Genomic DNA, 13750 nt, shown 5'->3' with positions numbered 1-13750 from the left:
TCCCGAACTCGGAAGTGAAACGTAGCTGCGCCGATGGTAGTGTGGCCTAAGCCATGCGAGAGTAGGTCATCGTCAGGGGCTTTACCCAAAACCCCGCTGCCAACGCAGCGGGGTTTTACTTTTTATGCAGGACCCCGAGTTTGCTCGGCCCTGTAGTCCCGCAAGGAACCGAATTTGAGCCGGCGCAACGCGCTGCTCCTACCGTCTTCCTGGTGAAATTAGCGCTGTGGAACCACCCGATCCCATCCCGAACTCGGAAGTGAAATGCAGCTGCGCCGATGGTAGTGTGGCCTAAGCCATGCGAGAGTAGGTCATCGCCAGGTTCTAACTACAAAACCCCCGCTGCCCTGCAGTGGGGGTTTTCGTTTTGGAAAGTCGAAAAGGATAAATGGATCTTGGGGCTGCCGAGAGGGTTTGCCGCGCGTGGATGTGAGGGCGCGATTGGAGCCTTGAGATAATCCCCGCGCCGAAGCGCGCAGGCGCGGGAGAATGACTGACAAACTCCCGAACAGCGACTTTGCTGTTCCTCAAGAGAATGAGGGGCCGAATAGCGAATGCTGGCCAAGCACCGCTGCGCGCTCTGCCAGAATCCCGGGGTATCGATCGGGCAGCAGGGTGTTCAGCGCCGTGGCGAGGTTTGTATTTCCCGCTGCTCTGTACCGGTCCTTGCGTCAGGCGGGGGCGCTCGATGGCTCGGTCGTCGGGGATTCGTAAACCGCCCCTCCCATCGTGTGAAGCGAGTGGGGCTGTTAGTTCGCTTGCGTTGTGAGCTCGCTGGGGCGACTGCTTTGGCGATGAGGGGCGGCAGCTGCCGTCAGGAATCGAGCTGCAGCGAGTGGGTTTCACGTTGGTACCACTGCGGCTTGCCTTCTACCGGTTCGAAAACATGACTGCGCTGCATGGCGCGCTGGTAGACGTGTACTGATACCGCGATGTCGTCGCTGCGGATGTTGCGCAGCGTGTGGTATTCGTCCGGTGGAATCAGGTTGCCGGCGCTGCCGCGGCAGCCGTGCAGGCATGGTTTCTGGGCGAAGCGGAAGTGCTGGTCCTCACGCTCGACGAGCTGATAAGGCGTGATGTCAAGGTCGCCGCGCCAGATGCCTTCGACGCACCATAGGCCGTCGTGATCATGCAGCGGTGTGCCCTGCGATGGGCCCCAGGTCATGGCGATGATGCTGTAGCCATGGCGCGGGCTGCGGTACAGCTCGCGGCGGGCGTAGTGATCGCTCACCGGCGAGTGCACGCTCGGCGGCAGGCTGATACGCGGATCTTTGATGGCGCGTTGGAGGACGTTCTGTATCTGGGCGACGGTGCTGCTCGTGTCAGCGGCCTGCATGGCGGTGTCGATGCCATCGAGCAGATGCTGACGGCCAGGAAAATCCGGGTAGTTGTGAAGATTCAAGCTCATGCCCGCAGTCTAGGTGACGGCGGTAAAGATTCTGTTGGGCTCCATTACTGTCCGGCGGCATCCTTGAGGCCGCAGCTTGCTGCTGTTTTAGGTGCGCTGCTTTGAAACAGCGAACTTCAGGGCGAGCTCCGCTCGTTTTCAATGAACCCGAATCGGCTTTCCATCGCCGAACCCCCTCTCACTGCAGACGGCACACGTGCGCCCGCCGGGGCGAAACGAAGGCTCGCAAACGGCCTTCTGATCCCGCTTGTGGTATGGCGAATTTAATGGCGTGTGCTCTGAATGTTGGGTCAGAAGGTACCCCGCTGAATGAAAGGCGCCTGTTGATAGAGCTGTCGTTCGCCACCACGTGGGTCGTCGCTTTGGTGGCTTTCTGCGTTGAACTGCAGCGTTTGCCGACGATCCAGTGTGTATTGGTCCCAGCGTGGCAAGCCGGCGTGGTTGGGATCGCCTTGGCGGGCGAACGCGAGCAAGGCATCGCTCATGGCAGCGGCAACGCGCTGTGCCTCGGCACTGCTGCCGGTTCGGGAACCGGGTTGTTGTAGGTTGTGAAAGACCAGTGGGATGTCGAGGGTGTGGAAAGCGCGCAGCGTGGCGGCGTCGCCGCTGCGGTCGTACCAGTCGAGTTGATAGGCCCAGGTGGGCGCGCCCTGGCGCGAGCGGGCTTCGAGCTCTTCGACGGCGCCGCGCCAGGAACGGCCGGCGGTGGTAGCGGCGAAGAAGATCTCCGACGGCGTGTAATGCGGGTACAGCCGACGGTATTCGGCAATGACCACCGATGGCAGCAGATCGGTGTACTGCTGGGCTTCGAGCTTGGCCGGCAGGTCGTCCCAGCTCAGTGCATGGTTTTGGGGGTCGTTGCCGAGGAAGGCACGGGTTTCGTCGTGGGTGTTGCCGATGACCAGCGGGATGTTGGCTGATTGCGCAGGCGCCTGTGGCCAAAATGGATGCACCGGCAGATTACGGGCGTCCAGCACCGGGCCGACATACAGGCCGCTGCTCTCGATGCGCGAAGGATCCCGCACCTTCACCGCTTCCAGCAGCTTTTCCATCGATAGCGAACGCAAGGCATCGGCATCGATGAGCGTGAAGTGATCGAGCACGAGTTGGGCGCGCTGGGTGGCAGCACGCGGGCCGGCGGCGGTGACCTGCTGGCCGCTCATGGTCCAGGCACGATGGAACAGGCCCTTTGCCGCCGGCATGGCCATCAGCGTGGCGATTTTGGCCCCCCCGCCGGATTGGCCAAACACGGTGATGTTGTCGGCATCGCCACCGAATTCGGCCGCGTGCTGGCGCACCCATTGCAACGCCTGGATCAGATCGAGTTGTCCGACATTGCCGGAGTCAGCCAAAGCACCGCTGCCGAGTTGTGCCAGATACAGATAACCAAACAGGTTGAGACGGTGGTTGACGGTGATGACCACAACGTCGCCGCGACGGCATAGATTGCCGCCGTCATACAGCGGGTCGCTGCCCGAACCGTTGTTGTAGGCGCCGCCGTGGATATAGAACAGGACCGGCCGCTTGCCGCCGTCGCGTAGCGCCGGTGTCCAGACATTGAGGCGGAGGCAGTCTTCGCTACCCGGAGCTTCGCCGCCAGTTTGCGGGGCGGCCGGGCCGTAGGTGAGTGCATCGCGGATACCGCGCCAAGGCAGTTCCGGTAGCGCATGTTGAAAGCGACGGGTTGAGGTGTCGGCGCCGTAGGGAATGCCGCGAAAGACATGGATGCTGCCTTCCGTCTGGCCGCCGAGGCGGCCGCTGCGTACGCGGACGATGGGGCTGGTGCTGTGGTGTATTGCCGGGTTGGCCCAGCTGGCCGTCGCATGAGCAGCCAAGCCTGCGCCGAGCGAGAGCAGGCTGCTTTGGCGGAGGAAATCACGGCGATGCGGGTTGGTGGGCTGGGTCATGTTGGGTCTTGATGGGTTGTTGATGGGTTGCAGCAGGTCTTGAACGATGGAGTTTTCAGTGGTGCTTGCGGCGACGCGGGCTTCGGGCCGGTCTCGGTCGTACGGATGACGTCGGTTCCGGCCCCGGCCCATGTGATGTGAAGCGGGGTCTCAACGCGCTGCGCCTGGCGGTGCCGTTTGCTGTGAAGCGATCCAATCCAGCGCCAAAGATGGCCAAACGGCGGTAGTGAGGCCGGCGGTGCCGCGTATGCCGAAGCCGTGGCCACCATGCGGAAATAGATGCATTTCGCTGGAGATGCCGGCCTTTAGTAAGGATTGGTAGAGCAGCAGACTGTTGCCGACGGGTACCGCCTCATCGTCGGCAGCGTGCAGGAGGAAGGTTGGCGGCGTGTCCGGCCGGACCTGTGTCTGCAGGGCATAGCGGTGCAGCAGCTCGGGCGAGGGATCCACGCCGAGCAGACGTTCGCGTGACCCGATGTGGGTGTCACTGCCGATCATGTCGATGACGGGGTAGATCAGCAGTTGGAAATTGGGTCGAGCGGATTCGACGTCGATGGCGTCGCTGGCCGGATAGACGGTCTGATCGAAGCCGGTGCCGAGGCGAGCGGCGAGATGCCCGCCGGCGGAGAAACCCATGACGCCGATGCGTTGCCGGTCCACGTTCCATTCACCAGCCCGGTGACGAATCAATCGCACGGCGCGCTGTGCGTCGGCCAGCGATGCTTCGCGATCGGCGCGGCCTTCGCCGGGGAGGCGATAGCGCAACACGAACAAGGTAATACCTCCCTCGTTGACGAGGGAGGGCACCAGTGCCGTGCCTTCCTTGTCGAGTACCACCCGCTGATAACCGCCGCCGGGGATTACCAGCAGCGCGTTGCCGTTGGGCCGGGCTGGCCGATACACGACCAGATACGGCGTGCTGACATGGTCAATGAAGCGGTCCGGCAGCATCGGATCGTGGCTACGTTCGGTGATGTGCTGCGGCTGCGCGAGCGGTTTGTCCCCCGGTGCCAATCCTTGCGGCCACAGCGCGATGCGGTCCGCCGAATCGGGCCCAGGCTCGCCATCCTGTGTGGCTAGCGCGGGGGATGAAAAGCCGCCGTAAACCAGCGTGATAAGTAGACAGCACAATGATTTCGGGAATCTTTGGCGGCGCATGCGGGATATCAGCTCGAAGAGATTGCAAGGCTTCTGGTGCACTGCACATTGTCAGATGACACCGGTTTACCTTATACAGCCAGCCACGGTACTGTCGATTGGCAGTGCAACAAAGACACCAGGAGAGTCACTTGAGCAACGACCTAGGCAGCCAGCCCCCGACGGATACCGGACTGGACGACATTGCCCGCCGTTTTGTGGAAGCCCGCCGCCAAGGGCGTTCGCTTCCAGATTTTCCCGGCACGATCCCCGACGATCTTGTAACCGCCTACCGCGTACAGGACCTGGCCATCGCTCGCTGGGGCGATGAAGTGGTCGGCTGGAAGGTGGGCTATATCGCTGCCGAGCGGCGTGATGCCTCCGGCGATGAGCGCCTGCTCGGCCCGATTTTCAAGCGCAATCTCTGGAATGCTACCGGTGCCATTGTGGATATTCCGGTGTTTTCGGCCGCTGGCGGCTTTGCGGCGGTGGAAGCGGAATATGTGCTGCAGCTGGAAGCCGATGCACCGGCCGACAAGCTCGACTGGACCCCGGAAGAAGCCGAAGCGCTGCCTGCCCGCCTGTTCCTTGGCGTGGAAGTGGCCAGCAGTCCGCTGGCGACGATCAATATCCTTGGTCCACGCGTGGTGGTTTCCGACTTCGGCAACAACAACGGCTTGGTGCTGAGCGCGGAGATTCCGGATTGGACGCAGCGCGATGAGCCGGATCTGCGTGCGCAGACTGAGATTGATGGTGAAGTGGTCGGCACCGGCGGTGCCACGCATCTGCCGGGTGGCCTGCGCGCGGCCTATGCCTTCGCGTTGTCGCGTTCGGCCAAGCGTGGCCGGCCGTTGAAGAAGGGTGATCTGATTGCCACCGGCAATGCCACCGGCATCCATGACATCACGGTGGGCCAGCAGGCATTGATCCGCTTTGCCGGTTGCGGCGAAATTTCCTGCAGGGCCGTGGCCGCCGGCTAACGCTGCGGCAACATCCATCACGCGCGGGAGGGCGCAATGGTTACTCGACGAGGTTTTCTCACTACCAGCCTGGGTGCGCTGGCCGCGCCGATGCTGGCTGCCTGCTCTGCAGGTGGCAAAGGTGCGGCTGGCGGCGGCCAGTTGCTGACCGCAAGCGATGTACACGTGGCCGACTACCCGACGGTCACCGCTGTGAAATGGATTGGCCAACAACTGGAACAACGCACGGGCGGACGCCTGCGCTTGAGCCAGTACCACTCCGGCCAGTTGGGGCGCGAATCCGAGGCCATCGACATGGCGCGCTTTGGCGCCATCGATATCACCCGCGTGTATTCCGGCGCGTTGAACAACGCGTTTCCGCTGACCCGTGCGCTGTGCCTGCCGTACGTGTTCGACTCGGTAGCGCATATGCGCCGTGCTCTGGATAGCGGCATCGCTGAAACGGTGCTACAGGGTTTCGAGAGCCGCGATCTGGTGGGTCTTGCGATCTACGACTCGGGCGCACGCAGCTTCTACAACACCAAGCATCCGATTGTGGAGCCCAAAGACCTGCATGGGCTGAAGTTGCGTGTGGCCAGCTCGGACATTTTCCTGCAGCTGATGCGCATGTTCGGTGCCAACCCGACACCGATGTCGCTGGGCGATACGTTCTCCGGCATGGAGACGCACATGATCGACGGCGCTGAAAACAATATGCGCAGTTTCCACTCCAGCCGTCATTTCGAGGCCGCGCACTACTGGTCGGAAAGCCAGCATTCGTATGCACCCGACATCCTGTTGATGTCGCGCCGCAGCTTCGATGCGCTGACGCCTGCGGACCGCCGCCTGTTGCTGGATCTGGCACGGCAATCGGTGCAGGTGATGCGCATCGAATGGGATGCCTCGGAAAACAAGGCGCGCGAAGCGGTGCTGGCGGCCGGCGTGAAATTCAATGCGGTGGACCTGCCTGCCTTCCACGAGGCGGCAGCGCCGTTGCTGCGCGAGTACCTGCAGCAGGCCGATATCGCCGCGCTCCACCGTCGCATCCGCGACTTCGCCTGAGGGGCCCGCATCGATGTCTGAAACAACTACAAATACCGCGCCAACGGGTGTGCAGCGTGTGCTGGAAAAGCTGGCCGATGTCGTCATCTACATTGCCGTGCTGGCCCTGTTGGGGCTGGTGGTGGTGCAGGGCTGGCAGGTTTTCGCTCGCTACGTGATCAATGATTCGCCCAGCTGGACCGAACCGGTGACGCTGCTGCTGTTGAGCACGGCGATGAGCATGGGTGCGGCGGCCGGTGTGTACACCAATCGCCACTTCGGCTTCTTTCTGCTGGCCGAGCACATCAACCCTGCGATTAAACGTGCGATCGATGCGCTGGTGCCGTTGATCATTGCGACCATTGGCGGCTTCATCGCCTGGTGGGGCTGGGTGCTGTGGATGGATGGCCTGCACATCAAGGCCGCAGGCGCGAGCCTGCCACAGAGCGTGAATTATCTGCCGCTGAGTGTGGGTGGCGCACTGATGACGGTGTTCGCAGTGAACCGGATGGTGCAGTCATTACAGGCCGCTGCAGGCAGCGCCGACACCGACGCTGAAGGAGACCGTTGAGCCATGGGTATCGCAATTCTTTTCGCCATGTTCGGTGTGCTGTTGCTGATCGGCGTGCCGGTGGCTTATGCGTTGGCCGCCGCATCCTTGGCCACGCTGTTGTATCTGGATCTGCCGAGCATCGTGCTGGTGCAGCAGATTTCCGCCGGTACTGGTTCGGCATCGTTGATCGCCATTCCGCTTTTCATCTTTGCGGGTGAAATCATGATGCGCGGTGGCATCTCCGAGCGTCTGATTTCGCTGGCGTCGTCGCTGGTCGGGCGCATGCGCGGTGGGTTGGGCCAGGTATCGATTCTGTCGTCACTGTTCTTTGGCGGCGTCTCCGGCTCGGCCATCGCCGACGTGTCGGCAGTTGGCGGCACGATGATTCCGCAGATGATCAAGCGTGGCTACGACCGCGATTTCGCAGTCAACGTCAGCATCACCGCGGCCTTGGTGGCGCTGCTGGTGCCGCCGTCGCACAACCTCATTCTGTTTTCGGCGGCAGCCGGTGGTGGCTTGTCCATCGCGGATCTCTTCGCCGCAGGCATCGTGCCGGCACTGCTGATGACCGTGGTGTTGATGGTCACCGGCTACGTGGTTGCCCGCCGTCGTGGGTATGGCGTGGAAGCGTTCCCCGGTATGCGCGCGGTGATGTTGCGTCTGGTCGCGGCGCTGCCTGGCCTGGGATTGGTGGGTTTGATCTTCTTCGGCATCCGCGCGGGCATCTTCACGGCGGTGGAGTCGGCGGCAATCGCTGTGGTCTACGCGTTGCTGGTGACCACGGTGCTGTACCGGCAGCTGCGCGTGAAGGAATTCATGGCAACCGTGGTGCATGCCGCGCGCAGCACCGGTGTGATTCTGTTCGTGATTGCCACGGCAGCGGTGTTTGGCTGGTTGCTGGCATACCTGCAGGTTCCGGCCGCAGCGGTGGATTTCCTGCAGTCGTTCGCGCACAGCAAGTACATGGTGCTGCTGATGATCGTGGTGATGCTGCTGTTGCTGGGCACCTTCATGGATCTGGCGCCGATGATCCTGATCTGCACACCTATCTTCCTGCCGGTGGCCAAGGCGTACGGCATCGACCCGATTCACTTCGGCTTGGTGCTGGTATTGACCGGTGGCCTGGGCCTGGTGACGCCGCCGGTGGGCTCAGTGCTGTTCATCGGCACGGCCATTGGCAAGATCACCGTGGGCGAAAGCATGAAGAGTATCTGGCCATTCTGGTTGGCCGGGCTGGGCGTGCTGATGGTGGTGACGTTCTTCCCGGCTATGTCGCTGTGGCTTCCGGCATTGCTGCGCAGCTGATGCAAAGGGGGCGGCGGACCCGGCCTGCGGCCGTGGGGAAGCCGCCCCGGTTTACTACCCGGGGGGAAGTATCCCCGTTCAGATGCAATGACCCGCTACCATCCCAATGAGCCGGGGAACTTCCGTACCAGGAATCGACGCACTGATCGGTCGACGACGGCACGGTGCGCTCCCCCGGTTCCGTTATCGCGCTCCTTGTTGAGCGCGGCCCGATAGAATGAATGTATTGAACGGTTTCAAGGATATGCCCTTGCGCAAGAATGCCGACTCCATCGCCTCGCTGCAGTCACTGGGCAAGCCCGCCACGATCAACGACATCGCGCGGCTGTCGGGTGTCTCCAAGAAGACGGTGTCGCGGATCATCAACAACTCGCCGCTGGTGCGCAAAGACACCCGCGAGAAAGTCGAGACGTTGATGCGCGAGGTGGGCTATACGCCCGACCCGCTGGCCCGTGGCCTGGCATTCCGGCGCTCGTTCCTGATCGGCATGGTCTACGACAACCCCACCGCGCAGTACGTGGTGGACATGCAGAACGGTGCGCTGGACGCATTGCGAGGCTCCAGTTTCGAACTGGTGGTGCACCCCTGCGATACACGCAGCCCCGGCTATATCGAAGGGGTGAAGCGCTTTGTGCAGCAGCAGAAGCTGCATGGCGTGATCCTGGTGCCGCGTGCGTCTGAAGACCAGGCGCTGGCCGACATGCTGGAAGAAATTGGCTGCCGCTTCACCCGTATTGCCGCACTGCCGCTGGACGACACCTCGCAGATGGTGATCACCCACGACCGTGATGGTGCTGCGGAAGCGGCGGATTACCTGCTGTCGCTGGGCCATCGCGACATCGCGCTGATCACTGGCCCATCGGCTTACCGCTCGGCGCACGAACGCACCGCCGGTTTCATCGAGGCGCTGCATAACCGCGGTATCGAGCTGCCACCGGGGCGGATCATCGAAGCCGGTTACACCTTTGAATCGGGTGTGGCCGCTGCCGAGAAGCTGCTGCTGGGCAAGCAACGGCCCACCGCCATCTTCACCGGTAACGACGAAATGGCCGCCGGCGTCTACAAGGTGGCCATGCGTGCGGGCATCAGCATCCCCCGCGAACTGTCGATCGTGGGCTACGACGACAGCCCACTGGCCTCGCGTCTGTGGCCGTCGCTGACCTCGGTGCGGCGCAATACCCGGGACACCGGGCGTACCGCTGCGGCCATGCTGATCCAGCCCGAAGGCAAGAACGCCATGCCGATGGCCAGCGTTCGCCCGCACCTGATCGTGCGCGATTCCTGCCAGCCGCCGCAGGACTGAGCCCCCAAACGGTTGTTCCATAACGGAAACGGTTCTTTTTGCGGCGCAAAATGACACCGGTTTCCTTATTGGCTAGAATCATCCCGAACCCGCCCTGGAGCCACGCTCCCGGGCAACCCGGATACGCCTGCGGCAGCTGCTGAAAGGCAGGCGCCGCAACCCTTCCGGCCATGTTGCCGGTTGCAAACCACGAACCACCGCTCAGGGAGAGGAACACCATGACGAATCCATTCAGTCTCGAAGGCAAGGTCGCACTGGTAACCGGTGCCAATACCGGCCTGGGCCAGGGCATTGCGCTGGCGCTGGCCGCCGCGGGCGCCGACATTGCCGGTGCCGGCATCGTCCCGGCCGATGAAACCGCCGAGAAGGTGCGTGCGCTGGGCCGCCGCTTCCTCAACATCGAGGCCAACCTGATCAGCATCGAGCCGGTCGAGCGCGTGGTGGCGGAAACCATCGCCGGGCTGGGCCGTGTGGATATCCTGGTCAACAACGCGGGTTTGATCCGTCGTGCCGACGCAGTGGATTTCAGCGAGAAGGATTGGGACGACGTGATGAACGTCAACATCAAGTCCGCGTTCTTCATGAGCCAGGCAGTGGGCAGGCACTTCATTGCCCAGGGCAGCGGCAAGATCATCAATATCGCCTCGATGCTGTCCTTCCAGGGCGGCGTGCGGGTGCCGTCGTACACCGCCTCCAAGAGCGGCATTGCCGGCATCACCCGTCTGTTGGCCAACGAGTGGGCCGGCAAGGGCGTGACCATCAATGCCATCGCCCCGGGCTACATGGCCACCGACAACACCGCGCAGCTGCGCGCCGACGAAGACCGCAACAAGGCCATCCTGGATCGCATCCCGGCCGGTCGTTGGGGCAAGCCGGAAGACTTGGGCGGCACGGCGGTGTTTTTGGCGTCAAGCGCGTCGGATTACGTCAACGGCGCGATCATCCCGGTGGATGGCGGTTGGTTGGCGCGTTGAGTTTTGAGGGCTGCTTGAAGATCAAGGGCGGCCCTCACCCCAACCCCTCTCCCGCCGGCGGGAGGGGGGAAAGCAAGAGCACAGCAAGGCAGCAGCAGCGGCGTTCGCGCGCTGCATGAATTTCCCTTCTCCCGTACGCGGGAGAAGGTACCCGAAAGGCGGATGAGGGCAGCTTCTGCTCTTCCATCCCAACACCGTTTTTCACTATCAAGAGAGTCATGCAATGAAAATCGCTTTGATGCAGGAGTTCAGCCAGGCCGCCAAGAACCCGGTGGTGCTGGAACAGCTCAACACCGTGGCCGCCACGCAGGGCCATGACGTGTTCAACGTCGGCATGGACGGTGACAGCGATCACCGCCTGACCTACATCCACCTGGGCATCTGCGCGGCACTGCTGTTGAACGCGAAGGCAGTGGATTTCGTCGTTGCCGGTTGCGGCACCGGCCAGGGCGCACTGATGTCGCTCAACGCTTGGCCGGGTGTGTACTGCGGCTACTGCATTGAGCCGACGGATGCCTTCCTGTTTGCGCAGGTCAACAGCGGCAATGCGCTGGCGCTTCCGTTTGCCAAGGGCTTCGGTTGGGGTGCGGAAATCAACATTCGTTACATCTTCGAGAAGGCGTTTGCCGGTGAGCGCGGCCAGGGTTATCCGGCTGAGCGCAAAGAGTCGCAGATGGCCAATGCCGGCATCCTGGCGCAGGTGAAGCAGGGCGCCTCGAAGGACTTCGTTGAAGGCCTGAAGTCGATCGATCAGGAGCTGGTGAAGCAGGCCGTCGGTGGTGAGCGCTTCCAGAAGGCGTTCTTCGACAACGCTCAGGACGCGGACATCGTGGCCTACGTGAAGGGCGTGCTGGGCAAGTAAGCCGCCCTGCATTGCCGCATTGCCTTGACGGGCAGACAAGGGCGCCTGTTGGCGCCTTTGTTGTTTGTGCAGAGGCGTGATGGTTGCCGCGCTGGCAAAACCGCCCTCACCCCAACCCCTCTCGCGTACATGGGAGAGGGGCTTTGAACAGAAGCAAAACATGAAAATCAACGTGCTGTTTCTGGTTGTCGTTTGTTCTTTGGCCAACATTGCCCGAGCAGACGAATCCACCCATCGCGTCTTCATTGCCGCCGATTCCACTGCCGCAACCTACGGCCCGGAACGCGCGCCGCAGGCCGGTTGGGGGCAGGCATTGCAGAGCTGGTTGGACCCGGCGCAGTGGCAGGTGCGCAATCACGCTGTCGGTGGGCGTAGCACGCGCAGCTTCATCAGCGAGGGGCGGTTGGATGCCATCGACAACGCGTTGCAGGCCGGTGATGTGTTGCTGATCCAGTTCGGCCACAACGATGCCAAGGCCGAAGACCCCACGCGCTTTACCGACCCCGATACCGACTACGCCCGGTTCCTGTCGCGCTACATCGCGGTGGCGCGGGGAAAAGGCGCGACGCCCGTGTTGGTTACGCCCGTAGCGCGGCTGCTTTACGACTTCGGTGCATTGCTCGATACACATGGCCGCTACACCTTGGCGATGAAGCGCGTGGCGCGTGAGCAGAACGTGCCGTTGATCGACCTCAACGCCAGTTCGATGGCGTGGATACGCGCGCTGGGTGAGCAGGGCGCCAAGCCTTATTTCATGTTCGTGCCCGAGCAGAACAAGGCCGACGGCACCCACTTCAGTGTTGCCGGCGCCTATGCCGTGGCTTGTCTGGTGATGCGTGACTGGGTAGACGTGCAGCCGCAGATGAAAGCGAGCCTGAAGCGCGATATCGACTGTGGTGTGATCAATGTGCCGGCTTCCCCTGCAGCGCCGGCATCCGCACCACGGCCTTCCGCAGCGGCACCCATCCGCAAAACCGAGGTCGCCAATCCGCAGGGTTCACAGGTGATCCGCGAGCAGGACATCGCACGTGAGCAGCCCGGCCCGCACGGCGGCGCTGGCCCGACCACGGCGTACTCATTCTTCGCCGACGTGGGAGATCTTCCGTTCGTCATGCGCAAGCGCGTGCTGCACAAGGGGGCGGGCATCGGCCTGCATCCGCAGCACAAGGATGAGATCTATTACATCGTCAGCGGTCGCGGCTTGTACGTGCTTGATGGTCAGCAGTACGACGTGGGCCCGGGCCACGCACTGCTCACGCGTGCGGGCAGCAGTCACGCGCTGCAGCAGACCGGAGAGGAAGACCTCGTGGTGATGCTGGCGTATCCGGCAGCGGCCACGCGGTAGGCGTGTTGCCAACCTTGGATCGGACTTTATTGGGTGCTTTCCTGGGCCGCATTTTCGAGCCCGGCGCGGATCGCCCGGCTCATGCTTTCCACATCACCCGATAGCAGCATGCGCCAACTATCGCCGTAGGGCTTCATGCTCACTACTTCCATCTTGGTCAGTTGGGCGCTGCCCAGGGTGACGGCACTGCGGGTGACCAGATGGATCAACTCGCCTTCGCGCACGGAACCCAGAATCTGCAGATCATCCACGCGAGGCTCGGCGTCAGGCATCTGTGATTCAGCCAATTTGACGACGTTCGCCATGAACACCGCAGGTGGCATTTTGCGTACGGTTTCGGCGGTTGCGTCCTTTCCGAAGAATTTGCGCAGCAGCCAGGTGGTGCTCTCGGAGGGATTTTCAATGAACAGCGGCGCCAGTGTGTTCTTGAAGCGCTGCAACTCGTCGGGATGGATGAAATCCGCCATCGCTGCCATGCCGCGCGCGTTGGTGGCTTCGGCCGAAGCGCGGGAAACCTCTTCCGGTGTTTGTGGTGCCTGTGCATTGGCAGAGCAGATACCGCCGAACAGGAGCGCCACGGCAAGCAGACAAGTTCTCATCGTGATTCCACGGAGGGCAGTGCCAGGTCAGGCGGGGCGCAAGCATAGCCCGGTCAACCGCTGTCCGTTTTCGCCAGGAACCCGGGGGGCTTTGGCGCTTTTCCACACAGACGATGACGGCCTGTGATGTACGGGCTCGCTCGGGCATTACCCGCGCGATGCGGCGGCTTTCGTAAGAGCCGGTGAGTGGTTCGGAAGGGCAATTTCCGGCTCGCCGCCAGGCCAAGTTGACAGCGCGCATGGCTGCCTTCAATGTGCCGCGCAAAGGGGATCTGAAGCCATGCCGTTCTGGCGCTGCCATGCAGCGCCCGCCAAGGGCATGTTCCAGACAGGGGACGCCGCGAACGTAACGTCGAG

12 protein-coding genes and 1 rRNA gene are annotated in these 13750 nt (G+C 62.6%); 9 read left to right on the top strand and 4 right to left on the bottom strand.

Annotation, left to right across the window (positions count from 1 at the left end):
* The first annotated feature begins 208 nt into the window (after positions 1-208).
* Positions 209-323, top strand: a 5S ribosomal RNA gene (gene rrf / locus PAN08_RS16730).
* A 491-nt stretch (positions 324-814) separates the two neighbouring features.
* On the opposite strand, the gene PAN08_RS16725 is transcribed toward rrf, so the two are convergent.
* The 3 genes from PAN08_RS16725 to PAN08_RS16715 all read right to left on the bottom strand — a co-directional run bounded on the left by PAN08_RS16725 (position 815) and on the right by PAN08_RS16715 (position 4473).
* A complete protein-coding gene (locus PAN08_RS16725) occupies positions 815-1408 on the bottom strand; it encodes a cysteine dioxygenase family protein (protein WP_269792645.1) in 594 nt (197 codons plus the stop codon).
* Between the two features lie 290 nt (positions 1409-1698).
* Positions 1699-3315, bottom strand: a complete 1617-nt coding sequence (locus tag PAN08_RS16720) for a carboxylesterase/lipase family protein (protein ID WP_269792644.1) — start codon at positions 3313-3315, stop codon at positions 1699-1701.
* Between the two features lie 150 nt (positions 3316-3465).
* The gene (locus tag PAN08_RS16715) at positions 3466-4473 is read right to left on the bottom strand and encodes an alpha/beta hydrolase (RefSeq protein ID WP_269792661.1); all 1008 of its coding nucleotides are present in this window, start codon (positions 4471-4473) and stop codon (positions 3466-3468) included.
* Positions 4474-4604: 131 nt separating this feature from the next.
* Between PAN08_RS16715 and PAN08_RS16710 the strand changes: the two genes are divergently transcribed.
* From PAN08_RS16710 to PAN08_RS16675, 8 genes are all read left to right on the top strand, one after another.
* Positions 4605-5432 carry a 2-keto-4-pentenoate hydratase gene (locus PAN08_RS16710; protein WP_269792643.1) on the top strand — a complete coding sequence of 276 codons (828 nt, stop codon included), beginning with the start codon at positions 4605-4607 and terminating at the stop codon, positions 5430-5432.
* A gap of 36 nt (positions 5433-5468) precedes the next feature.
* Positions 5469-6473, top strand: a complete 1005-nt coding sequence (locus PAN08_RS16705; RefSeq protein WP_269792642.1) for a TRAP transporter substrate-binding protein — start codon at positions 5469-5471, stop codon at positions 6471-6473.
* Positions 6474-6486: 13 nt separating this feature from the next.
* Complete coding sequence (locus PAN08_RS16700; protein ID WP_269792641.1) at positions 6487-7023, top strand: TRAP transporter small permease; 537 nt, start codon at positions 6487-6489, stop codon at positions 7021-7023.
* A 3-nt stretch (positions 7024-7026) separates the two neighbouring features.
* A complete protein-coding gene (locus PAN08_RS16695; protein WP_269792640.1) occupies positions 7027-8310 on the top strand; it encodes a TRAP transporter large permease in 1284 nt (427 codons plus the stop codon).
* A 250-nt stretch (positions 8311-8560) separates the two neighbouring features.
* Positions 8561-9613 (top strand): LacI family DNA-binding transcriptional regulator, encoded by a 1053-nt coding sequence (locus PAN08_RS16690; protein ID WP_269792639.1) that lies wholly within the window; start codon positions 8561-8563, stop codon positions 9611-9613.
* Positions 9614-9831: 218 nt separating this feature from the next.
* Positions 9832-10587 carry a 2-dehydro-3-deoxy-D-gluconate 5-dehydrogenase KduD gene (gene kduD / locus PAN08_RS16685; RefSeq protein ID WP_057635817.1) on the top strand — a complete coding sequence of 252 codons (756 nt, stop codon included), beginning with the start codon at positions 9832-9834 and terminating at the stop codon, positions 10585-10587.
* Positions 10588-10810: 223 nt separating this feature from the next.
* Positions 10811-11449 (top strand): RpiB/LacA/LacB family sugar-phosphate isomerase, encoded by a 639-nt coding sequence (locus PAN08_RS16680; protein ID WP_269792638.1) that lies wholly within the window; start codon positions 10811-10813, stop codon positions 11447-11449.
* A gap of 160 nt (positions 11450-11609) precedes the next feature.
* Positions 11610-12794 carry a GDSL-type esterase/lipase family protein gene (locus tag PAN08_RS16675; protein WP_269792637.1) on the top strand — a complete coding sequence of 395 codons (1185 nt, stop codon included), beginning with the start codon at positions 11610-11612 and terminating at the stop codon, positions 12792-12794.
* A gap of 26 nt (positions 12795-12820) precedes the next feature.
* Here PAN08_RS16675 and PAN08_RS16670 read toward each other — a convergent pair whose 3' ends face one another.
* Positions 12821-13393, bottom strand: coding sequence for a hypothetical protein (locus PAN08_RS16670; RefSeq protein ID WP_269792636.1), 573 nt, complete (start codon positions 13391-13393; stop codon positions 12821-12823).
* Positions 13394-13750: the final 357 nt, after the last annotated feature.

The sequence above is a fragment of the Stenotrophomonas sp. Iso1 genome (assembly GCF_027497995.1).
GTDB lineage: Bacteria > Pseudomonadota > Gammaproteobacteria > Xanthomonadales > Xanthomonadaceae > Stenotrophomonas.
This window is presented reverse-complemented; position numbering and strand designations above follow the sequence as displayed.

Bases quoted from the DNA above. Each gene is read 5' to 3' on its own strand.
- PAN08_RS16725 (WP_269792645.1), bottom strand. From the start codon at position 1,408: ATGAGCTTGAATCTTCACAACTACCCGGATTTTCCTGGCCGTCAGCAT.
- PAN08_RS16720 (WP_269792644.1), bottom strand. From the start codon at position 3,315: ATGACCCAGCCCACCAACCCGCATCGCCGTGATTTCCTCCGCCAAAGC.
- PAN08_RS16715 (WP_269792661.1), bottom strand. From the start codon at position 4,473: ATGCGCCGCCAAAGATTCCCGAAATCATTGTGCTGTCTACTTATCACG.
- PAN08_RS16705 (WP_269792642.1), top strand. From the start codon at position 5,469: ATGGTTACTCGACGAGGTTTTCTCACTACCAGCCTGGGTGCGCTGGCC.
- PAN08_RS16700 (WP_269792641.1), top strand. From the start codon at position 6,487: ATGTCTGAAACAACTACAAATACCGCGCCAACGGGTGTGCAGCGTGTG.
- PAN08_RS16695 (WP_269792640.1), top strand. From the start codon at position 7,027: ATGGGTATCGCAATTCTTTTCGCCATGTTCGGTGTGCTGTTGCTGATC.
- kduD (WP_057635817.1), top strand. From the start codon at position 9,832: ATGACGAATCCATTCAGTCTCGAAGGCAAGGTCGCACTGGTAACCGGT.
- PAN08_RS16680 (WP_269792638.1), top strand. From the start codon at position 10,811: ATGAAAATCGCTTTGATGCAGGAGTTCAGCCAGGCCGCCAAGAACCCG.
- PAN08_RS16675 (WP_269792637.1), top strand. From the start codon at position 11,610: ATGAAAATCAACGTGCTGTTTCTGGTTGTCGTTTGTTCTTTGGCCAAC.
- PAN08_RS16670 (WP_269792636.1), bottom strand. From the start codon at position 13,393: ATGAGAACTTGTCTGCTTGCCGTGGCGCTCCTGTTCGGCGGTATCTGC.